The organism is Herbidospora daliensis (assembly GCF_001570585.1).
In the GTDB taxonomy this organism is placed as follows: domain Bacteria; phylum Actinomycetota; class Actinomycetes; order Streptosporangiales; family Streptosporangiaceae; genus Herbidospora; species Herbidospora daliensis.
This window is the reverse complement of sequence record NZ_BBXF01000011.1, coordinates 102,682-123,760: the sequence shown is the minus strand read 5'-3', so window position 1 is coordinate 123,760 and position 21,079 is coordinate 102,682. Positions and strand designations below refer to the sequence as shown.

At 69.7% G+C, this 21,079-nt stretch carries 19 protein-coding genes, 2 tRNA genes and 1 rRNA gene; 6 read left to right on the top strand and 16 right to left on the bottom strand.

The genetic code is table 11. The features are described from left to right. A 16S ribosomal RNA gene (locus AW274_RS36720) occupies positions 1–387 on the bottom strand; the annotation flags it as partial. 601 nt (positions 388–988) lie between these two features. Between AW274_RS36720 and AW274_RS36715 the strand changes: the two genes are divergently transcribed. Next, the gene (locus AW274_RS36715) at positions 989–1,399 is read left to right on the top strand and encodes a hypothetical protein (RefSeq protein ID WP_062443206.1); all 411 of its coding nucleotides are present in this window, start codon (positions 989–991) and stop codon (positions 1,397–1,399) included. Between the two features lie 573 nt (positions 1,400–1,972). Here the strand turns inward: AW274_RS36715 and AW274_RS36710 are convergent. The 6 genes from AW274_RS36710 to AW274_RS36685 all read right to left on the bottom strand — a co-directional run bounded on the left by AW274_RS36710 (position 1,973) and on the right by AW274_RS36685 (position 7,928). After that, positions 1,973–2,046: transfer RNA gene (locus AW274_RS36710), tRNA-Met, on the bottom strand. An 82-nt stretch (positions 2,047–2,128) separates the two neighbouring features. Then, positions 2,129–2,202: transfer RNA gene (locus AW274_RS36705), tRNA-Met, on the bottom strand. 56 nt (positions 2,203–2,258) lie between these two features. Beyond that, on the bottom strand, positions 2,259–5,180 hold the full coding sequence (locus AW274_RS36700; RefSeq protein WP_369408696.1) for a UPF0182 family membrane protein: 2,922 nt from the start codon (positions 5,178–5,180) through the stop codon (positions 2,259–2,261). Positions 5,181–5,347: 167 nt separating this feature from the next. Continuing rightward, on the bottom strand, positions 5,348–6,391 hold the full coding sequence (locus tag AW274_RS36695; RefSeq protein WP_062443153.1) for a YlbL family protein: 1,044 nt from the start codon (positions 6,389–6,391) through the stop codon (positions 5,348–5,350). 34 nt (positions 6,392–6,425) lie between these two features. Beyond that, a complete protein-coding gene (locus tag AW274_RS36690) occupies positions 6,426–6,848 on the bottom strand; it encodes a molybdenum cofactor biosynthesis protein MoaE (protein ID WP_062339097.1) in 423 nt (140 codons plus the stop codon). 9 nt (positions 6,849–6,857) lie between these two features. Continuing rightward, entirely contained in the window at positions 6,858–7,928 is a 1,071-nt protein-coding gene (locus AW274_RS36685) for an NAD-dependent epimerase/dehydratase family protein (protein WP_232320665.1), read from the bottom strand. 133 nt (positions 7,929–8,061) lie between these two features. Here AW274_RS36685 and AW274_RS36680 point away from each other — a divergent pair, with 133 nt between their 5' ends. Genes AW274_RS36680 through AW274_RS36670 form a run of 3 tightly spaced genes read left to right on the top strand, consistent with a single transcriptional unit; the run spans position 8,062 to position 10,872 of the window. Then, positions 8,062–9,270, top strand: a complete 1,209-nt coding sequence (locus AW274_RS36680) for a zinc-dependent metalloprotease (RefSeq protein WP_083975429.1) — start codon at positions 8,062–8,064, stop codon at positions 9,268–9,270. After that, on the top strand, positions 9,267–9,821 hold the full coding sequence (locus AW274_RS36675) for an NUDIX hydrolase (protein WP_062443143.1): 555 nt from the start codon (positions 9,267–9,269) through the stop codon (positions 9,819–9,821). Before AW274_RS36680 ends, AW274_RS36675 begins: the two co-directional genes overlap by 4 nt. A 40-nt stretch (positions 9,822–9,861) precedes the next feature. After that, positions 9,862–10,872 (top strand): endonuclease/exonuclease/phosphatase family protein, encoded by a 1,011-nt coding sequence (locus AW274_RS36670; RefSeq protein ID WP_062443140.1) that lies wholly within the window; start codon positions 9,862–9,864, stop codon positions 10,870–10,872. On the opposite strand, the gene AW274_RS36665 is transcribed toward AW274_RS36670, so the two are convergent. From AW274_RS36665 to AW274_RS36650, 4 genes are read right to left on the bottom strand one after another with little or no spacing between them, the layout of a single operon-like run. After that, positions 10,844–11,266, bottom strand: a complete 423-nt coding sequence (locus AW274_RS36665) for a VOC family protein (protein ID WP_062339092.1) — start codon at positions 11,264–11,266, stop codon at positions 10,844–10,846. The two genes, AW274_RS36670 and AW274_RS36665, sit on opposite strands and share 29 nt — an antisense overlap. 5 nt (positions 11,267–11,271) lie before the next feature. Next, positions 11,272–11,652: a helix-turn-helix transcriptional regulator gene (locus AW274_RS36660; RefSeq protein WP_198169583.1), complete on the bottom strand. Its 381-nt coding sequence runs from the start codon at positions 11,650–11,652 to the stop codon at positions 11,272–11,274. A gap of 41 nt (positions 11,653–11,693) precedes the next feature. Continuing rightward, complete coding sequence (locus AW274_RS36655) at positions 11,694–12,278, bottom strand: hypothetical protein (RefSeq protein ID WP_062443137.1); 585 nt, start codon at positions 12,276–12,278, stop codon at positions 11,694–11,696. After that, positions 12,272–12,787 (bottom strand): M48 metallopeptidase family protein, encoded by a 516-nt coding sequence (locus AW274_RS36650; RefSeq protein WP_062339090.1) that lies wholly within the window; start codon positions 12,785–12,787, stop codon positions 12,272–12,274. The genes AW274_RS36655 and AW274_RS36650 overlap by 7 nt, the downstream gene beginning before the upstream one ends. A 368-nt stretch (positions 12,788–13,155) precedes the next feature. Here AW274_RS36650 and AW274_RS36645 point away from each other — a divergent pair, with 368 nt between their 5' ends. Continuing rightward, positions 13,156–14,259: a ThiF family adenylyltransferase gene (locus AW274_RS36645; protein WP_062443134.1), complete on the top strand. Its 1,104-nt coding sequence runs from the start codon at positions 13,156–13,158 to the stop codon at positions 14,257–14,259. Next, on the top strand, positions 14,256–15,569 hold the full coding sequence (locus AW274_RS36640; protein ID WP_062443131.1) for an ABC1 kinase family protein: 1,314 nt from the start codon (positions 14,256–14,258) through the stop codon (positions 15,567–15,569). The genes AW274_RS36645 and AW274_RS36640 overlap by 4 nt, the downstream gene beginning before the upstream one ends. Before the next feature lie 359 nt (positions 15,570–15,928). Here the strand turns inward: AW274_RS36640 and AW274_RS36635 are convergent, their stop codons facing one another. The 5 genes from AW274_RS36635 to AW274_RS36610 all read right to left on the bottom strand — a co-directional run bounded on the left by AW274_RS36635 (position 15,929) and on the right by AW274_RS36610 (position 21,052). Then, entirely contained in the window at positions 15,929–16,456 is a 528-nt protein-coding gene (locus AW274_RS36635; protein ID WP_062443128.1) for a DUF4240 domain-containing protein, read from the bottom strand. Further along, positions 16,453–17,103, bottom strand: coding sequence for a class I SAM-dependent DNA methyltransferase (locus AW274_RS36630; protein WP_083975444.1), 651 nt, complete (start codon positions 17,101–17,103; stop codon positions 16,453–16,455). The genes AW274_RS36635 and AW274_RS36630 overlap by 4 nt, the downstream gene beginning before the upstream one ends. A gap of 303 nt (positions 17,104–17,406) precedes the next feature. Further along, the gene (locus AW274_RS36620) at positions 17,407–17,670 is read right to left on the bottom strand and encodes a WhiB family transcriptional regulator (RefSeq protein ID WP_062443202.1); all 264 of its coding nucleotides are present in this window, start codon (positions 17,668–17,670) and stop codon (positions 17,407–17,409) included. A gap of 476 nt (positions 17,671–18,146) precedes the next feature. Further along, a complete protein-coding gene (locus AW274_RS36615) occupies positions 18,147–19,013 on the bottom strand; it encodes an acyl-CoA thioesterase (RefSeq protein WP_083975427.1) in 867 nt (288 codons plus the stop codon). After that, positions 19,010–21,052, bottom strand: a complete 2,043-nt coding sequence (locus tag AW274_RS36610; RefSeq protein WP_062443118.1) for an ATP-dependent DNA helicase UvrD2 — start codon at positions 21,050–21,052, stop codon at positions 19,010–19,012. The genes AW274_RS36615 and AW274_RS36610 overlap by 4 nt, the downstream gene beginning before the upstream one ends. Between the last annotated feature and the right edge of the window lie 27 nt (positions 21,053–21,079).

Here is a 21,079-nt window from a genome sequence, read left to right as displayed (position 1 = left end):
CTGCGTCAGGCTTTCGCCCATTGCGCAATATTCCCCACTGCTGCCTCCCGTAGGAGTCTGGGCCGTGTCTCAGTCCCAGTGTGGCCGGTCGCCCTCTCAGGCCGGCTACCCGTCGTCGCCTTGGTAGGCCACTACCCCACCAACAAGCTGATAGGCCGCGAGTCCATCCCTGACCGAAAAAACTTTCCACGTCCATCCGATGCCGGAAGACGTCACATCCGGTATTAGACCCAGTTTCCCAGGCTTATCCCAGAGTCAGGGGCAGGTTACTCACGTGTTACTCACCCGTTCGCCGCTCGAGTACCCCGAAGGGCCTTTCCGCTCGACTTGCATGTGTTAAGCACGCCGCCAGCGTTCGTCCTGAGCCAGGATCAAACTCTCCAAAAGATGTCTTCAGAGAATTTTCCCGGCTGACATAATGTCAACCAAAGGAATCCGTCTAATAGACGGGGTTGTGCATCATGCACTGGCTTTTAGCACACTGTTGAGTTCTCAAGAAACGGACTTGCTTTTTGTCTTGCTCTGTGCCTTTATCTTCTCAGTGGTCCCAGTCAGTGTCAAACCGAGCGATTTGACTTCTGGATCCGAACCCGAGAGGAATTCGGCTGCTCCCGTTTGAGAGCAACCCCTCTAACTTACCAGCGTTCCGTGCGGAAGGCGAACCAGCCGCGTGAACATGGAGTTCAGGGGATGAAGCAACCCATGCCAGATCCGCCGTGAGGCGAGTGGATGGGGTTTCGCCGGACCAGGCCGACACGAGAAGACTAACAGTTCCCCCGACCACTCACGCCACAAACGACTGCCGCGGCCTGACAACCAACCTGGTCACTCGCGCATCTAAGTAGCACCCGGTTCGAGCGCGGTCGCATGACCTCGGTGAGGGCAAGCCGATGTCAAGCCGACCGCAATCAGGGCGGGATACGAATGAGATGCGGGAGTCACCCGGCGCCAACCCGGCGTCTGGACCCCCGCCGTGGAGGTGGCCATCATGACGCAGCGGTCGGAGTTCGACGACATCCGCGCCCACATCACGGCCGAGGCCGGGCACGCCGGCGATCTTCTCCGGATCGCCCGGGAGCTGCTCGACGACCTGGAGCAGGCACGCTTGCGAGAGGCGTCCCTGCGCAACTACTACCTCGCCCTCCTGACGGCCAGCCGCGCGACGATCGCCGCCGACGCGGCGGGCGACGCCGAGCCGCTGACCTTCCTCGAGCACGAGCTGGCCAAGAACGGCCAGCTGCCCGTGGGCGAGGAGGCCGCCCGGGTCCTGGCCGACGCCAAGACCGCCCAGGCACTGGTGGCCGCGCTCGACCAGCCGGTCCGCGAACCGCGCCGCATGGGCCCGGCGAGCAGCCGGCTCCGCCGTTGCGTGAGCGTGCACCGCAGCCTGCCGCACTGACCACAGCCGTAGAGCTCGAAGCCACCGCGGCATAACGCGGAAGGCGACCGCACCGGGGCTGCCACCCCCGCGACCGCCCTCCGCCGATGGCCCGCACCCCACACCCACACCGGGGCAGGGCCGGGCCCGGTTCCGACCCCATCGGAACCGGGCCACCCAAGCACCACCAAGGGGGACGGGGCCTGATTCCGGGGGTCGGAATCAGGCCCCACAGCCATGCACACGGTCCGCCGTAGCAGAAGCTCTTTCTTCCGTTACGGCTCCCGCCCACCCCACACTCCCCGCCGCCCCCGGCAAGGCGGCCACCCAGCGCCAACCGGCCGCTCCCGGCCCGCATCGCAACGAGCCATCCCGGGCAACCCGACCGCCGCTCTGCGATCGCCGCTCGACGTGGCGAACGTCACGCCCGTGCTCCCCCACCGTGACGCCGGCTCAGGCTTCACGGAAATATCGCGAATTCCCGATTCGACCAGCCGAATTCGGCATCGCCGCATTCAGCCCGGGAATCGCCGTCTCGTACACGAGAAAACAAAGTGGCCCGGTTCCAGAACTGGAACCGGGCCACTTTCTTTGTAGCGGGGACAGGATTTGAACCTGCGACCTCTGGGTTATGAGCCCAGCGAGCTACCGAGCTGCTCCACCCCGCGTCGGTATGTAAGAACACTATCCATGAAAATCGTGGAGCGCAAATCAAAAGGCCCGGAGAGTGATCTCCGGGCCTTTCAACAGTAGCGGGGACAGGATTTGAACCTGCGACCTCTGGGTTATGAGCCCAGCGAGCTACCGAGCTGCTCCACCCCGCGTCGGTGTGTCTGAAGACTATCCGGCGCGGGGCGATGCAGCAAATCGAATGCTCGGATCAGGGCGCTTGCGGTGGTGTCGACCCAGTTGGCGTGGGTGTCGGGGTCGCCGATCCGGACGCCGCCGGGGTCGGTGACGGGCTCGCCGACGGGGCCGGGTCCGCCGCCGCCTTCTGGGCGGCGGCCAGCTCGTCGAGCGCGGCCTTCAGAGCCGCCTGGGCGGTGCCGTAGGCCTGCCAGTTGGGCGGGTTGGCCGACAGGGCCGCCTGGGCGTCGTCGTAGGCCTTCTGCGCCTTGCCGAGGGCCGTGGTGACCGACGCCTGCTGGGCCGGCGTCTCGGCTTGCTCGTTCTGGGTCGGCTGGGTCTGTTCCTCGTTCTGCTCGGCCGGTTGGGCGGTGCCCGCCTCGCCGAAGACCTGCTTCAGCGCCGTCTCCAGGTCGTCGCCGAAGCCGACGCGCTGGCCGTAGAGGACCAGCACCTTCTGCAGGGTCGGGAAGCGCCCGGCCGCCTCGTCCTTCGGCTGGATGTAGACCGGCTCCACGTAGAGCAGGCCGCCGCCGAACGGGAGGGTCAGCAGGTTGCCGAAGATGACGTCGGTCGCGCCGCCGCTGCCTCTCAGGATGTTGAGCTGCGCGGAGACGGTCGGGTCGGTCAGGAACGTGTTCTGCGCCTGGGGCGGACCCTGGATCGTCGTCGTGCTCGGCAGCTGGAGGATCTCCAGCTTGGCGTTCTTCGCGTCGGCCGTGGCGTCGACCGCCATGAACGCGGCCATGTTCTGCCGGTTGTTCGGGACGAACGTGGTCGTCAGGGAGAACTTCTCCTGGGCGACGCCCGGCATCTTCATGGTCACGTAGTAGGGCGGCTGCTTGCTCTTCTTGGTCGCCGGGTCCTCCGGGACCTTCCAGAAGTCCTGGCCGCCGAAGAACGAGTCGGGGTCGGTGACGTGGTACTGCGTGAGGATCTCGCGCTGGGCCTTGAACAGGTCGGCCGGGTAGCGCAGGTGCTCACGGAGCTCCGGCGAGATGTCCGACGCCGGCTTGACGATGGTGCCGAACGCCTTCTGCCAGGTCTTCAGCACCGGGTCGGTGTCGTCCCACGCGTAAAGGGTCACCGTGCCGTCGTAGGCGTCGACGGTGGCCTTCACCGAGTTGCGGATGTAGTTGATGTTGTCGCGCGGCACCTGCGGCACGCCGGGCTGGAGCGAGGAGGTCACGTCGGTCGTGAGGCTCTCCAGGCTGTGGGGCTCGGAGTAGGGGTAGGCGTCGGAGGTCGTGTACGCGTCCACGATCCACTTGATCCGGCCGTCGACGATGGCCGGGTAGGGGTCGCGGTCGAGCGTCAGGAACGGGGCGACCGCCTGGATGCGCTCGATCGGCTTGCGGATGTACATGATCTTCGAGTCGGCGTTGATGCTGGAGTTCAGCAGCAGGTTCGTCTCGCCGTACTTGAGGGCGTAGAGGAACCGGGTGAAGATCCCGCCGACCGGGACGCCGCCGGTGCCGGCGTAGGTGTTGTTCTTCTGGCCGCTGGTGCTCTGCTCGGGGTAGTCGAGCTCGACCGGGTTGCTGCCCTGCGGGCCGCCGACGATCGAGTATTCGGGCGAGTTCTCGCCGAAGTAGATCCGGGGCTCGTACTTGCCGAGGGCCTGGGTGGGCGGGATGTCCTTCTCGTTGAAGCTGGGCACGCCGCTGCCGTCGACCGCGCTGCCCGGAGCGGCGACGAAGCCGAAGCCGTGGGTGTAGACGAGGTGGTCGTTGATCCAGTTGCTCTGCGCGGCGGGCGGGGCGCCCATCTCGCGGACCGCCACGACCGTGTCCTGAACCTTGCCGGTGGCCGGGTTCTTGTAGCGGTCGATGTCGAGTTGCTCGGGGAACTGGTAGTAGCCGCGGATCTGCTGCAGCTGCTGGTAGGTCGGGCTGAGCACGGTCGGGTCGAGCAGGCGCAGGCCCGGGATCGCCGACGACTCGGCCTGGAGCACCTCGGGCTTGGCCTCGGTCTCGGCGCCGTATTGGGTGACCGTCGCGTTGTCGACCCCGTAGGCGGCTCTCGTCGCCTTGATGTTGCGGTCGATGTAGTCGCGCTCCTTGGCCTGCTGGTTCGGCTTGACCTGGAACTGCTCGACGAGCGCCGGGTAGACGCCGCCGATCAGGACCGCCGACAGCACGAGCAGGCCGAGCGCGACGCCCGGCAGCATGCCGCCGGCCCGCACGACCCCCGCGAAGAACAACGCGGCGCAGATCAGCGCGATGAACGCGAGGATGGTCTTGGCCGGGAGCACCGCGTTGACGTCGGTGAACGAGGCGCCGTAGACCTTGCCCCGGTCGGAGAAGACCAGGCCGAACCGGTCGAGCCAGTAGGCCACGGCCTTCAGCAGCACGAACACGCCCAGCAGCACCGACAGGTGGGCCCGCGCGCCGCGGGAGGCGTGCACGCCGCCCGGGGTCTGGATGCGGAAGCCGCCGTAGAGGTAGTGGACCAGCGCCGCCGCGATCGCCGACAGGACGACCGCGATGAACAGGAAGTTCAGCACCATCCGCAGGAACGGATAGGTGAACGTGAAGAACGACAGGTCCATGCCGAACTCGGCGTCGACCTTGCCGAACGGCGTGGCGTTCTGGAACAGCAGCCAGGTCTTCCACTGGCCCGACGTCGACGACCCGGCGAACAGGGCGAGGATCGCCATGCCGATCAGGAAGATGATCTTCCGGTGCGGGTCGACGGCCAGGCGGTAGCGGTCGGCGCCCTGGGCGTTGCCGAACATGCCGGGGCCGAACATGGGACGCACCCGGAACGCCAGCGCCATGTTGCCGCCGACGATGCCGACCATCAGGGCGGCGCCGACGATGAACAACAGGATCTGGGTGATCAGCATGGTCGAGAAGACCGAGCTGAATTGCACCGAGTCGTACCAGAGATAGTCGGTATAGAAACCGGCGAAGATGTAGAGGACGATCACGACCGCGACGATCGCGATTCCCACGGGAATGAGCAGGCGGGGCCGGCGGGGCACGCGCATCGCCCGACCGGCTCCGGGGCTCCGGAAGCTCAACGCCAAACCCCTTTGGTCAAAAGCACAAACGGTCTGTGCCTGGCAACCTACACCGCGTTCGGCAGTGCTGCGCTTCCGGAAAGCTCTCAGGAAAGTGTTCAGGAAGTGCAGGCCGGGACGGATCCCGATCCGGTGCGAATCGCGTCGATCGCCTTGATGGCGTCGTTCAGGGTGTCGACCTTGACCAGGCGCAATCCGTCGGGCACGGCCGCGGCGGCGGCGGGGCAGTTCGCCGAGGGCGTCAGGAAGACGGTCGCGCCGGCCTTCTTCGCGCCGACCATCTTCTGCTCGATGCCGCCGATGGCGCCGACGTTGCCCTCGCCGTCCATCGTGCCGGTGCCGGCGATGGCCTTGCCGCCGGTCAGCGGGCCGGGGGTGAGCTTGTCGTAGATGCCCAGGGAGAACATCAGGCCCGCGCTCGGGCCGCCGACGTCGCCGACGCTGATGTTCACGGTGAAGGGGAACTTGTACGACATCCCCATGCGGACCCCGACGATCGCCTGCCCGCTAGGGCCCTTCACGGTCTTGACCGTGACGTCCTGTTTGACGTTCTTGCGGTCGACGCCGAAGGTGACGTCCTGGCCGGGGGTGTGCTTGCGGACCAGGGAGGCCACGATCTCCATGTCGGCGGCCGGCTCGCCGTCGACGGTGGTGATCACGTCGCCGGGCAGCAGCTTGCCCTCGGCCGGGGAGCCCTTGTCGGTGCTGGCGACCTCGACCACGTCCTGGTAGGCGATCTTGAGTTCGCGCAGGGCGGCGGCGGTGGAGGTCTCCTGGGAGGTCGCCATCTCGGCGCTGTTCTCCTCCTCGACCTCTTCGACGGTCTGCTCCCTGGGGAAGATCGTCTCTTCCGGCACGACCGCGATGGTGTCGTCGAGCCAGCCGCGCAGCGCGGTCAGCAGGCCGATGCGGTTGCCGGGGCCGCCCTGGTAGGCGACGGTGACCATGCTCAGCATGCCGGTCGTCGGATAGACCTGGTGGCCGGTGACGGTGATCACCGGCTTGCCCTTCACGTCGCCGATCGTGTTCTCGGTCGGGCCGGGTGACAGCACGACGTAGGGGACGGGGAGCAGCGCGCCGCCCACAGCAAGCGCGAGTGTGAGGAAACCCGCCACGAGCAGGGTGAGGGCACGTCGGGACATGCCAGAACTCTAAGGGCTCGCCGATAAGGAGCGGCTAACAGGCGCCGACCCACTCGGCCGATCCGTCGGCGAAGCGCTGGTTCTTCCAGATCGGCACCTCGTGCTTGAGGTCGTCGATCAGCCGCCGCGAGGCGGCGAACGCCTCGCCCCGGTGGGGGCAGGCCACCGCGACGATCACCGCGATGTCGCCGAGCTCCAGGTCGCCGACGCGGTGGACGGCCGCCAGCGCGGTCACCGGGAAGTCGGCGGCCACCTTCTCGGCCACCCGCCGGAGCTCGGCCTCGGCGCTGGGGTGGGCCGAGTAGGACAGCAGCTCGACGTCGCGGCCCTCGTCGAGGTCGCGGACGGTGCCGATGAAGAGCGTGGTGCCCCCGGCCGCGTGGTCGCCGACGGCGGCGACCACCTCGTCGACGGAGAGCGGGGTCTCGCGGATGGCCAGGAGGCGGATGACGTCCACCCGACGAGTCTAAATCTTCTTCTTCCGGCGGGCCGCGCGGACGATCGCGGCCGTGCCGATCACGGCGACGGTGGCGCCGGCGGCGGTCAGGGTGGCGTCCTTGCCGGACAGGCGGCGGCCGACGACGGCGTGCTTGCCCTCGCGGTAGGTCATCAGCTCGCGCAGGGCGGCCTCGTTCGTCCAGGCCGGCTTCCAGCCCGCCTCCCGCAGGGTCGCGCAGTCGACCACCCAGGGGTAGACGACGTAGTGGAGGTCGGTGGCCGGGGCCGGGGTGATGCCCAGGCGGTGGAGGCGCTGGGCGGTGGAGAAGGTCAGGCCCGCCGGGAGCTCGAAGCGGCGGACGCCGGAGACCTCCTCGACCTGCTCCATCTCCAGCCAGCCCTCGGAACCCACCGCGACCACGCCGTTGACGTGGCCGAGCGCGGCCAGTTCGAGGGCCGAGACGAGGTCGTCGACGTGGCAGAACTGCCAGCGGGGCGTGCAGCCCTTGACGACCAGCAGGCGGGGGGCCTCGAAGTGGCGGGTGACCACGGTGTCGACCTCGGGCCCGACCAGGGCGGCCGGACGCAAAACCACGACATCCAGGCCGGGGTGGGCCCGCAGCGAGCGGCGGACCAGCGACTCGATCTCGAGGTGGTCGCCCACGACCCCGGTGTCGGGTTCGGCCGCCACGGGGGCGTCTTCGGGGAGCGGGACCGGGTTGTCGGCGTCGGCGCCGTACACCATGGCGCTGGTGACCAGCACCACCCGGCGCACCCGGGCGGCGGCCGAGGCGGTCAGCACGGTCTGGGCGGCCCGCAGGTTGTAGGCCCGGCGTTCGGCGGGGTCGCCGTCGAGCGAGAAGTCGCCCGCCAGATGGACCAGCACGTCGACGTCGGAGATCCGGTTCGCCAAGAGCGGATCGCGGATGTCGAGCACCCGCCAGGTCACGTCGGCGACGTCGCCGCGTTGCGCGTCGATCGCCACCACGCGGCGGAAATCCGCAGACGAGGCGACTTTCGACAGGAACGCCCTGCCTACTCCCGAGGCCGCGCCGGTGACGGCGACGACGGGCGGACGATGGCGTTTCGAGACTGGCACGCGGTCCTCACTTTGCGCTGACACGCCCCACGACGGATAACGTGGCGGATGTGGACTCCTCCATCCTGCACGAGGTGGCGCGGTGACTGACCTGCCAGGTCGCGAAAACGATCCTAACGAGAACCCGTTCGCCATGTTCGGCAACCCCGAGCAGATGGCGCAGGCGATGCGCCAGTTCGCCGACATGCTCTCGGCCCCACCCGGCTCCGGCCCGGTGAACTGGGAGATGGCGAAGAACATCGCCCGCCACGCGGTGGTCGCCGACGGCGGTGATCCCAGCGTGATGGAAGGGGAGCGGCGCCAGGTCGTCGACGCGCTGAACCTGGCCGACCTGTGGCTCAACGAAGCCACGTCGTTGCCGAGCGGCGTGTCGAACCCGCAGGCGTGGAGCCGGTCGGAGTGGATCGAGAAGACCGCGCCGATCTGGGGCCAGCTGTGCGACCCGGTGGCCGCCAAGATGGTCGAGACCATGGGCGGCAGCCTCGGCGCCGCCGGGCTCCCGGCCGAGGCGCAGGCCATGGCGGGGCCGCTGATGGGCATGCTGAAGCAGATGGGCGGCATGATGGTCGGCCAGCAGATCGGCCAGGCCCTCGGCACCCTCGCCCGCGAGGTCATCGGCACCAGCGACATCGGCCTGCCGCTGTCCGACACCGCCGCGCTGCTGCCCGGCGGGATCGCGGCGTTCAGCCAGGGGCTCGAACTGCCCGCCGAGGAGATCCGCCTCTACCTGGCGCTGCGCGAGGCGGCCCACCACCGGCTGTTCCAGCACGTGCCGTGGCTGAAGTCACACCTGCTCGGGGCGATCGAGGAGTACGCCCGCGGCATCACCGTCGACGTCTCGGCCCTGCAGGACAAGCTCCAGGGGCTCGACATCAACGACCCGTCGCGGCTGCAGGAGATCCTCTCGGGCGGCGACCTGCTCAAGCCGGCCGAGACCGAGCGGCAGAAGGCCGCCCTGGCCCGTCTTGAGACCACGCTCGCGCTGGTCGAGGGCTGGGTCGCCACGGTCGTCGACGCCGCGGCGGCGGGCAAGCTGCCGTCGGCGGGCGCGCTGGGCGAGACGGTCCGGCGCCGCCGGGCCTCCGGCGGACCGGCCGAGCTCACCTTCTCGACGCTGGTCGGCCTGGAGCTGCGGCCCCGGCGGCTGCGCGAGGCGGCGGCGTTGTGGAAGGCGCTGGGCGACGCGCGCGGCGTCGACGAGCGCGACGCGGTGTGGGGCCACCCCGATCTCATGCCGACCTCCGACGACCTCGACAGCCCCGAGGCGTTCGTGGCCGGCAAGGACGACTTCGACCTCGGCCTGCTCAAGTTCCTCGAAGAAAACGACGACGAAGACAAGTGACCCTGCGCGACGAAGCCGCGGCGTTCCTCGCGGCCTGGACCGGCCCGACCCCCGAGGAGGAGGCGCTCCGCCTGGAGTTCCTCCGCCATCTGGCCGAGCACGACGACGGCATGTGGCGTTCGTGCGTACCGGGGCATCTGACCGCCACGACGGCGGTGTTGTCCCACGACGGCGCGAAGGTGCTGCTCACCCACCATCCGAAGGCGAAACTGTGGTTGCCGATGGGCGGCCACTGCGAGCCCGGCGACCTGACGCTGCCCGATGTGGCGCTGCGCGAGGCGGTCGAGGAGTCGGGCATCCCCGGCCTCACCCTGCTGCCCGGCCCGCTGGCGCTCGACCGACACGAGGTGTGGTGTCATCCGCCGCAGTGCTGGCATCTCGACGTGGAGTTCGGCGCGGTCGCGCCGCCCGGGGCCGAGAAGGTGATCAGCGAGGAGTCGCTGGCGCTCGAGTGGTTCCCCGTCGACGACATCCCCGAGCCGAGCGACATGGCCACCCGGCGGCTCGCGCGCAGGGCCCGCTCCTTGCTTGCGCACAACCTTCACAATTGACTTACACCCCCTCGGCACACCGCTGGCTAGGGTTTCCGGAGTGGACACACAGGTGGGAGCCGAGGTCGGCGGGGAGATCCGCGCTCCGGAGAGGTCGCGCGGGCGCAAGCGGCGGGCGGTCGCCTGGCTGCTGGCCGGGATCAGCGTCGTCTGGACGGTCTTCCGGCTGACCGGGACCGAGCTCACCGGCTTCGGGACCCTGCTGTCCACGGGCACGCCCTACGCGGTTCTCGGGGCGGTCGTGGCGGTGATGGTCGCGGTGCTGGCGCGGGCCCGGCGGGCCGCCGCGCTCGCGCTGGCCTCGGTCGTCGCGATGTCGTTCGTGGTGCTGCCCCGGGCGCTGCCCTCCTCTCAGCCTCCGGCTGACGGGCCGTCGCTGCGGGTGTTGTCGATCAACATGCGCTTCGGGCGCGCCGACGTCGGTTCCCTGATGGCTCTTGTACGTTCCTCGCGTCCCGACGTCATCTCGGTGCAGGAGCTGAGCCCCCGGGCCGTCGAGGGGCTCGCGGCGGCCGGGCTGGGGGAACTGATGCCCTACGACCATCTGGAGCCGCACTGGAGCGCGGCGGGTTCGGGCGTCTACTCGCGGTTCCCGCTGACCCCGCTGGCGCCGTTCGCGCCGGGTGACGGCCATCGGATGCCGTACACGAAGATCGAGGTTCCCGGCGGCCCGCCGGTCGAGCTGGTCGACGTGCACACGGTGGCGCCGCTGGGTCGTGACCTGGGGTTGTGGCGCGACGGGCTGCGGTCGCTGCCCCGGCCCGACCCTGGAACGATCCGGATCCTGGCGGGCGACTACAACGCCACGTTCGACCACGCGGAGTTCCGCGCGGTGCTGGGCCACGGGTGGGTCGACGCCGCCGACGCCACCGGGAAGGGCCTGATCACGACCTGGCCGGCCGGACGGCGGGTGCCGCCGTTGATCACCATCGACCACGTGCTGGTCGACCCCCGGGTGGCGGTCGGGCACGCGAGCGTCTACGACGTCGCCGGCACCGACCACCGGGCGGTCTTCACCGTGCTCAGGCTTCCTTCTTCAGCGGCTGGTTGAACCGCAGCATGTTGCCCGACGGGTCGCGGAAGGCGCAGTCGCGCACGCCGTAGAACTGGTCGATCGGCTCCTGGAGGACTTCGGCGCCCGCTTCGGCGATCTTCTCGAAGGTGGCGTCGCAGTCGTCGGTGCTGAAGATCAGGCCGCGCAGCAGGCCCTTGGCCAGCAGCTCGGACATGGTCTCCTTGTCCTCGGCCGAGGCGTTGGGGTCGGCCAGCGGCGGTTCGAGGACGATCTCGACCTCGGGCTGCGACGGGGAGCCGACGGTCACCCAGCGCATGCCCTCGTAGGAGACGTCGTTGCGGACCTCCATGCCGAGCACGTCGCGGTAGAACGCGAGCGCGGTGTCGTGGTCGTCGACGGCCAGGAAGCAGGTGTGCAGTTTGATGTCCATGCGTCTCACGCTAGAGGGCGGCCGGTGACGTTGGCTTCTCCGTTCCTGACCGGTCTGGTGTGGATCTTCGCGATGCAGGCGGGGATGGCGGCGGCCTCGTCGTGGGAGCGCGCGCGGTAGGCGCTGGGGCTCTCCCCGACCAGCTCGGTGAAGCGGGTGCTGAAGGAGCCGAGCGACGTACAGCCGACGGCGAAGCAGACGTCGGTGACCGACAGGTCGCCGTTGCGGAGCAGCGCCTTGGCCCGCTCGATCCGGCGGGTCATCAGGTAGCTGTAGGGCGTCTCTCCGTAGGCCGCCCGGAAGCTGCGGGAGAAGTGGCCGGGTGACATGAGGGCGGCCTGGGCCAGGGCGGGCACGTCGAGAGGGCTGGCGTAGTCGCGGTCCATCATGTCGCGGACCTTGCGCAGCCGGACGAGGTCGTCGCGGTTCACGCCATGACCAACGCTCTGGTGGAGTCCCACCCTTCCAGGCCCGGGTCGAGCCGGGCCAGGTCGTCGGGGGTCCGGAGGCGGTGCCAGCCCGGCCCGGTGGCGACCTTGCGGGGGCCGGGGGCCTGCGCGCGCAGCGCCTTGACGACCTCGGGGTGGTCGACGTCGAGGGTCGCCCACGCGGGGAACGGCAGGTGGGCGGCGACGGCGACCGCTCCCCCGGTGTCGGCCGGGCAGACGGCGATCTCGGCGCGGCCGAGCTCGCGGAACAACTTCCCGATCAGCAGCGGCGGCAGGTCGGGGGCGTCACCGCAGACCACCACGGCCTGGTCGGCCGGCGGCAGCGCGGCGAAGGCCTGGCCCACGGAGTCGATGGAGATCACCGGCGTGCCCGGCCAGGCGATCTCCTCCAAACCTGTGACTCCAACCGCTAGGATCACCGGAGTCACCAGGTCGAGCCCCGCGACCATCTCGTACGTGTCCTCGGCCACGGCGCGAAGGAACTCGTTACGGCCGACCCCCGGTGGCGCGGCGTCGCCGCACGACGGGGTCACCAGGACGGCCACCAGCCGTTCGGTCAACATTCCTCCGGAGTGCCGCTCGCGGCCATCGAGAATCCTTCGAGGAAACCGCGGGCGCGTTCGGCCTTGGGGTAACGTTCGACCAGCGCCCAGAACCGGGGGCCGTGGCTCGGCACCAGCAGGTGCACCAGCTCATGCATGATCACGTAGTCTACGACCCACGCGGGCATGCCCCGGAGTCTGGCCGACAATCGGATCGTGCCATGATCTGGAGTGCATGACCCCCATCGGTGGAGCTGGTTCTCGACCCAGCGCACACTCGATGGCGCGGCCCGTCCGTCGAGGTAGCGGGCCGACAGTTCCCGGGCGCGATCGAGCAGGTCGTCGTCACTGGGTCTTTTGCGCTGCTCCTTCGCCGCCAGGCGTTCGAGCATGCGGCGTACCCACTGCTCCTCGTCGGTCGTGCTCAGACCGGCAGGCAGCAGCACGATGGTCTTGTCTCCATCGCGGTACGCGGAAACGGTTCGCCGCCGTCGTGCGCTCCGACGAACCTCGACTGTCTCGGGGGGCACATATGCACGGTACTCGACACGCGCGGAATTCCACAGGGGGTCACCGACGTTCCCGCTGGTCAATCAACGTTTCCCGCATGTTAAACCGGCACACGGGCCTCAGTGTCCCCCCGTGAGAGCGCCCGGGAAGGCCGATGTGCGCGGGTTTCCGGGATTGCCTGACAACGAATGGATATGGGCGGCAGCGCAAAAGTAAAACCTGCGACGGCGGTTCAGGACAAACCTGACCTGCGGCGAAGCGCGTTTCCGAAGATCGGAAGCCGTTTATCGATCTTTCTCGTCGACGGGGTTTTCCACAGGCGACCGGAATGCGACTCGGGCGGCTGACGGCGTGTGACAGTTTCCCGGCCATGACACAACCCTTGGGTATGTCCAGCCGGCCCCGCATCAAGCCCGCCATCGGCATCGCGACCCGCGACGAGGAGACGCTCCAGTTCGGGCTGCACCCCGCGCGGGCCGTGTTGCTGACCGGTCTCGACGAGCACGGGCGGCGTTTCGTGGCCGCCCTCGACGGCACCAGGACGCTGGCGCAGGCCATCGCCGACTCCCGGGTCGACGAGACCGTCGCCACCCGGATCATCGAACTGCTCGCCGGGCGGGGCCTGCTCGACGACGTCTCCGGCCCGGCTCCGCTGACCACGCTCAGCCGCGACGAGCGCGACCGGCTCAGGCCCGACCTGGAGGCGCTGTCGCTCCCGCCCACGGTGTACGAACTCCCCGCCGGCCAGAAGTCTCCTTCTCCGGCCCTGGACGGCGGCCTGACGGCCTTCACGGCCCGACAGAGGGCTTATGTCCGGATTTACGGCGCCGGGCGCATAGGGGCGCGTGTGGCCGCCCTGCTGGCGGCGGCCGGGGTCGGCCGGATCTGCGTGCTCGATCCCGAGACCGCGCAGGCCGAAGACGTCGTGCCGGGCGGCCTCGGCTGGGATCACGTGGGCCGCCCCCGCGAGGAGGGCGCGGTGGCGGTGGCCGCCTCGGTCGCGCCGAGCGTCACCGCCTGGGCGGGGCGGGCCGCCGCCGGGCTCATGGACGGCGCGGCCGGGCCCGACCTGGTCGTGCTCGCGCCCACCGGCTCACCCGATCCGATGCTCGCCCACGACCTCACCACGCTCGGCATCCCCCACCTGCTCGCGACGTGCGCCGAGGGGTGCGGGGCCGTCGGGCCGCTGGTCGTGCCGGGGCAGTCGCCGTGCCTGGCCTGCGTCGAGCTGACCCGGCGCGACCGGGATCCGGGCTGGCCGTCGGTCAGGGCCGCCGTCAGGGGGCAGTCGGGTTGCGACACCGTCACGTCGGGTCTGGTCGCCGGTCAGGCGGCCGGGCAGGCGCTCGCGTTCCTCGACAGGCGTGGGATCGACGCCGCCGGAACGGCCGAGATCCTGCCTGATTTGGTGTGGCGGCGCCGGGTGTGGCCGCGTCATCCCCGATGCCGTTGTAGTCGAAACGACCAGGCTGGGCTAACAATGGTCGCGTGAGTGACCTTCCGCGCAACGCCGTGACGCGCTCGGCGAAACTGGCGGCCCTGCCCCTGGGGTTCGCCGGGCGCACCGCTCTCGGCCTGGGGAAACGGATCGGCGGGAAGTCCGCGGAAATCGTCGCCCAGGAGATCCAGGAGCGTACTGCGGCGCAGATTTTCAAGATCCTCGGTGAGCTCAAGGGCGGGGCGATGAAGCTCGGCCAGGCGTTGTCGATCTTCGAGGCGGCGCTGCCGAGCGAGATCGCCGGACCCTACCGGGCCACTTTGACCAAACTCCAGGACGCCGCTCCCCCGCTGCCCGTCGCGACGGTGCACCGGGTGCTCGGCGAGGAGCTGGGCGACGACTGGCGGGAGAACTTCCTGTCCTTCGACGACCGGCCGGCCGCCGCCGCCTCGATCGGGCAGGTCCACCGCGCGGTCTGGCACGACGGCCGCGAGGTCGCCGTGAAGATCCAGTATCCGGGCGCGGGCAAGGCGCTGATCTCCGACTTCAACCAGCTCGCGAGGCTGGGCAAGCTGTTCGGGGCGCTGCTGCCGGGCCTCGACGTCAAGGCCGTCCTGGCCGAGCTGAAAGACCGGGTGGTCGAGGAGCTCGACTACTTCCTGGAGGCCGAGGCGCAACACGCCTTCGCGGTCGCCTTCAAGGACGACCCCGACTTCCGCGTGCCCGACGTGATCGCCGCCAACGAGCACGTCCTGGTGACCGAGTGGATCGACGGCACCCCGCTGTCGAAGGTGATCACCGACGGCGACCAGGAGCAGCGCGACCGGGCCGGCCTGCTGCTGACCCGGTTCCTGTTCAGCTCCCCCGCCCGCGTGGGCATGCTGCACGCCGACCCGCACCCCGGCAACTTCCGCATGCTGCCCGACGGCCGTCTCGGCGTGCTCGACTTCGGCGCGGTCAACCGCCTGCCCGAGGGCTACCCGCCGGTGTTCGGCCGCCTGGTGCGCCTGTTCAACCAGGGCGACATCGACACGGTCGTCGACGGCCTGCGGGCCGAGGGCTTCATCCGCCCGCACATCGAGATCGACGTCGAGGCGCTGCGGGCGTTCCTGGCCCCCTACGTGGAACCGACCCAGGTCGAGGAGTTCAGCTTCAGCCGGGAGTGGCTCCAGGCCCAGGCGGCCAGCGCGACCGACCTCCGCCCGACGAACGTGGTCCGCCACCTCAACCTGCCGGCGACCTACGTGCTGATCCACCGGGTCCACGCGGCGGGCGTGGGCGTCCTGTGCCAACTCGGCACGACGGCCCGCTTCCGCGACGAGGTCCTGAACTGGGTCCCCGGCTTCGCCGACGACGAGAACTGAACGGGCGACCGACGCCATAGCGGACTCCGGCTCGCCGGTGCACGACCGAGATGGCGTCCGGTCGAACGTCGCATCGGCGCCACCACCGAATCGGCACCAACATCGGTGCCACCACCGAATCGACGTCAACACCGGTGCCACCACCAGACCGACGTCAACACCGGTGCCACCACCAGACCGACGTCAACACTGGTGCACCACCACCAGGCGGGCCTTGACATCGGTGCACCACCAGACGGGCATCGACATCGGTGCCACCATCAGACCGGCATCGACATCGGTGGCACTACGAGACCGGCATTGACCGCGCCCGCGAGAGGACCAGGCCCGCGAAAACCGATAGTCCTGTCGCGTCGGGGCTAGCTCTCCAGGAGTCTCGTCAGGTGGGGCAGGTGACGTCGGGCCGCTTCGTCGTCGTCGAAGTCCCATCCCTCGTCGAGGTCCGGATAGTCGATCGTGAAGGCGTCTGGTGGAAGGTCCTGGCCGGTGCGGCGGAGGTGGGCGTCGTGGGGGGCGTTGAGGATGTCCTCGCCCCACAGGTCCTCGCCCTGGGCCACGGCGGCGATCACCGCCGGGACGGTCGCCAGCGAGTCGGGGTCGGTCACGGCCGCCTCGAAGGTCGTCCGGCCCTGGCAGATCAGCCAGCCGCGGAAATAGTCGAACCCGTCGTCGGAAGCCCCGCCGTTGATCAGGTAGGCGGCGCCCCACACGTCGGTGCGGTAGGACTCGGCCATCAGATCCCAGAGGAGCTGCACGGCGTCCTGGATGTCCGCCGGCGGCAGGGCCGCCAGCAGGTCGGTGACGCCGGCCGCGATCTCGTCGGCGTCGGCGTTCGGCAGGGCCTCGCGCGCTTTGTCGATCACGGCCCATAACTGGTCACGGTTCACGGGATCAGTCTGCTGCGGGCGATGAGGTACGCCTGCGGGAAGCCGCGCTTCGTGTCCTCGCTCGGGGCGATGATCAACCGGGCCACCTCGGTCAGGCCCGTGTCGCCGAGTAGGGCCACGATGCGGTCGGGGGAATAGCGGTGGGCCGGGGTCACCGAGTGGTCGAAGGGTTCGCCTACTCGGGTGGCGTGGTCGTCCGCCTGGAAGCCGAGAAGGAGATGGCCGCCGGGCGCCAGCACGCGGTGGAACTCGGCGAACGTCTCGGGGAGGCCCTCCGGGGGCGTGTGGATGATGGAGTAGTTGGCCACCACGCCCGCCAGCGTGCCGTCGGCGGCCGGGAGGGCGGTCATGGCCCCGACCTCGAAGCGCAGGTCCGGGTGGGCCTTTCGCGCTAGGGCGATCATCTCCGGTGACACGTCGACGCCGAACGCCGGCACGCCCAGGGTGGCCAGGTGGGCGGTCACGTGGCCGGGGCCGCAGCCGGCGTCGGCCACCAGGCCGCCTCCCCCGGCGATGACCAGTTCGGCGAAGAGCGGCGTCATCGCGTGGGCCAGCGGGGTGGAGTGGTAGCGCTCGGGCACGTCGCGGGCGTAATTGGCCGCTACGGCGTCGTAGGCCGCCTGGGTGGTGGCGAGCAGGTCCGTCATGAGGAGAAGCATGCAGAAAGGCCCGGGTGTGTAGTGGGACACCCGGGCCTTTTTCTACAAGTGGCCGTTAGAGCCTCGACAGGGCCGCCTGGAGGGCGGCGGTGGCGCGGGCGGCCCGCTCGCGGGCTTTGTTCGCGCTGGCCACACGGCTGGCGAGGCGGTGCTCCGCGGCTTCCCGCTGGAGCCCTCGTATTCGCTCATCTACCAGTTCCTGGAACAGATGTGGCGCCGTGGAGGTGTGGAAGGTCATCGGACTTCTCTTTTCTGCAGGTCTTCGGGTCGGGTTGTCTGTCGATCGTTTCGTCAGAGCGGGAGCGGGGTCTTGCGGGGGCGACCACGGGGCCGCTTGCGCGGAACCACGGTGCCTCGCAGGATCAGCTCGCCGCCCCAGACGCCCCAGGGCTCCTCACGCTCGAGGGCCCGGGTCAGGCAGGTCTCCCGGATCGGGCAGCCGCCGCAGAGCGCCTTCGCGAACTCGACGTCTTCGGGAGACTCGGCGAACCAGAGGTCGGGGTCGGTACGACAGGGGATCTCGGCTTCGATCAGGTCCATGACCGGGGCCGCCATCTGCGTCACCTCTTTGTGAATCGGGTTGGTCGTTGTCCTCTGCAGTGGGGGGATACGGGCCGGGAAAAACACGAAGGCCGCGGATCCGATGTGGGGATCCGCGGCCTGGAGGCTGACTGACCGGTCAGGTTGTGACTGGTCTACTCCAGGCAGGACACGGACGCCCCACTCCACCGGTGGTGGTGTGGCTGGTCTGCTCAATACGCATGCGTCGGACTAGCGGGTTCGACGCGAAGGCGCCATCGACGCGCAGTTTGGCCTGCCGGCCATAAGCCGATGCATCGGTGGCAGGGCATGCGACGGTGAGCCACGGCGTGGCGGTCGCGATTCTGATGCTCAGCACTGGGCTCACCTCCTGGTGACTTTCTCGGGGGGCCGGACAGTAGCGTCCGACTCGCATGTGCATGACCCTAAACGGCAACCTGCCGAGTGGGCAACACATTTTCGACCTGCGATTACACAGAAATTTTCCGGGTTCAGCCAACCCGGATGAGGCACTCCTGGACGACCGACACGGCCAGCTCGCCGGAGGCGGTGAACATCTGCCCCTGGGCGAGGCCGCGGGCGCCGCCGGACCAGGGGGATTCCTGCGCGTACAGGATCCAGTCGTCGGCGCGGAACCTGCGGTGGAACCACATGGCGTGGTCGAGGGAGGCGCCGGAGATGTTCGACGGGCCCCACGCGAGGCCGTGGGCGAGCAGCACCGTGTCGACGAGGGTGTAGTCGGAGGCGTAGGCGGCCAGCACGACGTGGAGCAGCGGGTCGTCGGGGAGGTCGGCGTCGTAGCGGAACCAGACCTGGTTCTCCGGGCCGATCAGGCTCGGGTCGCGGTTGGCCTCCCACGTCAGCGGCGTGACGTAGCGGGCGTCGAGCGGGCGGGGGCGCGACAACCAGCCCGACCACTCGGGGTCGTCGCCGATGAGCTTGCGCAGCCGGTCGTGCAGCGGGGCCAGGCTCTCAGGGCTCGGTACGTCGGGCATCACCGCCGCCTGGTGGTGCACGCCCTCCTCCTCGATGTGGAAGGAGGCCGACATCGTGAAGATGACCTTGCCGTGCTGCACGGCGACCACGCGGCGGGTGCTGAACGAGCGGCCGTCGCGGACGCGGTCGACCGTGTAGACGATCGGGATGGCCGGGTCGCCCGGCCGGATGAAGTAGGCGTGCAGCGAGTGAACCTGGCGTTCCGCGCCGACCGTGCGGGCCGCGGCCATGAGGGCCTGGGCGGCGACCTGGCCGCCGAAGACCCGCTGGATGCGCTCCTCGGGACTGCGGCCGCGGAAGATGTCGAGCTCGATCTGCTCCAGGTCGAGCAGGTCGAGCAACTCCTTGAGGGCGGAGTTCACGAGGCCTCCAGACGGCGTCGGACGAGGGAGAGTACGGCTTGACCGTATCGCTCCAGTTTGACGCGGCCGATGCCGGCTATCGAGAGGAGGGCCTCCTCGGTCGCGGGCACGCGTTCGGCGATGGCCTGCAGGGTGACGTCGGTGAAGACGACGTAACTCGGCACCTTGGCCTCTTTGGCGGCCTCGGCGCGCCACGTCTTCAGTTCCTCCAGCAGCGCCTCGTCGTATTCGGCGGGGCAGGTCGCGCAGCGGCCGAGCTTCTGCTCGGGGCCGGTGGCCAGCGTACGGGCGCAGATGCGGCAGGTCGCGGGGGCGGCGACGCTCCGGCGGGCGGGCTGCGGGGAGGGGTAGGAGGGCTGGCTCGCCGGGGTGCCGGCCAGCGACTCCACGAACCGCGACGGGCGGCGCGACCGCCGGCCGCCCGGGGAGCGGGCCAGCGCCCACGACAGGTTGAGGTGGACGCGGGCGCGGGTGATGCCCACATAGAGGAGGCGGCGTTCCTCCTCGATCTGGTCGGGGGTCTCGGCGTACACGATCGGGAGCATGCCCTCGGTGAGGCCGATCAGGAAGACGGCGTCCCATTCGAGGCCCTTGGCGGCGTGGAGCGAGGCCAGGGTGACGCCCTCGACCGGCGGGGCGTGCTGTTCGGCGGCGCGGCGTTCGAGGTCGGCGACGAACGCGGGCAGGTCGCCGCCCTTGGCGGCCAGGTCTTCGGCCAGTTCGGCGATGGCGTTCAGCGACTCCCACTTCGCGCGGGCGGCGCCGCCGCCGGGACGCTCGGGGGTCAGGCCGATTCCGGCCAGGATCGCGTGGACGGCCGGCGCCAGCGGCTCCTCGTCGTTGGCCGAGCGGGCGGCGCCGCGCAGCAGCACGACGGCCTGACGGACCTCGGGGCGCTCGAAGAAGCGTTCGGCCCCGCGCAGGAGATAGGGCACGCCGGCCTGGGTGAAGGCCTGTTCATACGCCTCCGACTGGGCGTTCACCCGGAACAGGACCGCGATCTCCCTGGTCGGCACCCCGTCGGCCATCAGCTTCTTGACCCGGAGCGCCACGCCCATGGCCTCGGCGGGCTCGTCGTCGTATTCGGTGAAGACCGGCTCGGGACCCTGGTCACGCTGGGCGACCAGCTCCAGCCGGTGGGGGCTGCGGGCCATCACCCGGTTGGCCAGGGTGACGACCTCGGGGGTCGAGCGGTAGTCGCGGACCAGTTTCACGACCGCCGCGCCCGGGTGCTCGACGCCGAAGCTGGTCAGGAAGTGGGGGCTGGCGCCGGTGAAGCTGTAGATCGTCTGGTTGGGGTCGCCGACGACGCAGACGTCGTCGCGGCCGCCGAGCCAGGTGTCGAGCAGCAGCTTCTGGAGCGGGTTGACGTCCTGGTACTCGTCGACCACGAAGTAGCGGTACTGCGACCGGATCTGGTTGGCGACCTCGCGGTGCTCGGTCATCACGGCGGCGGTGAGTTCGAGGATGGTCTCGAAGTCGACCAGGTGGCGGGCGCGGCGCAGCTTCTCGTACTGGTCGAAGAGGCGGGCGACGTCTTCGGCCGGGATCGGCGGGGTGCGGCGGGCCTTCAGGGCGGCGGCCGGGTAGTCGTCGGGGGCGTGCTGGGTGACCTTGGCCCACTCGATCTCGCTGGCGACGTCGCGGAGTTCGGCGCGGTCGGGGTTACGGCGCAGCATGCGGGCCGCCTCGACCAGCAGCGGCAGCTTCGACTCGATCACCTGGGGCGCGTCGCCGCCGATGACGCGCGGCCAGAAGTAGGTGAGCTGGCGCAGCGCGGCGGCGTGGAAGGTGCGCGCCTGCACGCCCGGCGCGCCCAGTTCGCGCAGCCGGTGGCGGAGCTCTCCGGCGGCCCGGGTGGTGAACGTCACAGCGAGCACGCTCGGCGCGTCGGCGATACCGGTTCGTACCGCATGGGCGATTCTGTGGGTGATCGCCCGAGTCTTGCCGGTACCTGCACCGGCCAGCACGCACACCGGACCCCGCAGCGTTTCGGCCACCGCCCGTTGCTCGGGATCGAGGCCCGAAAGGACGTCCAAATGCGGCCTCCAACGTGCGCGGCGGGT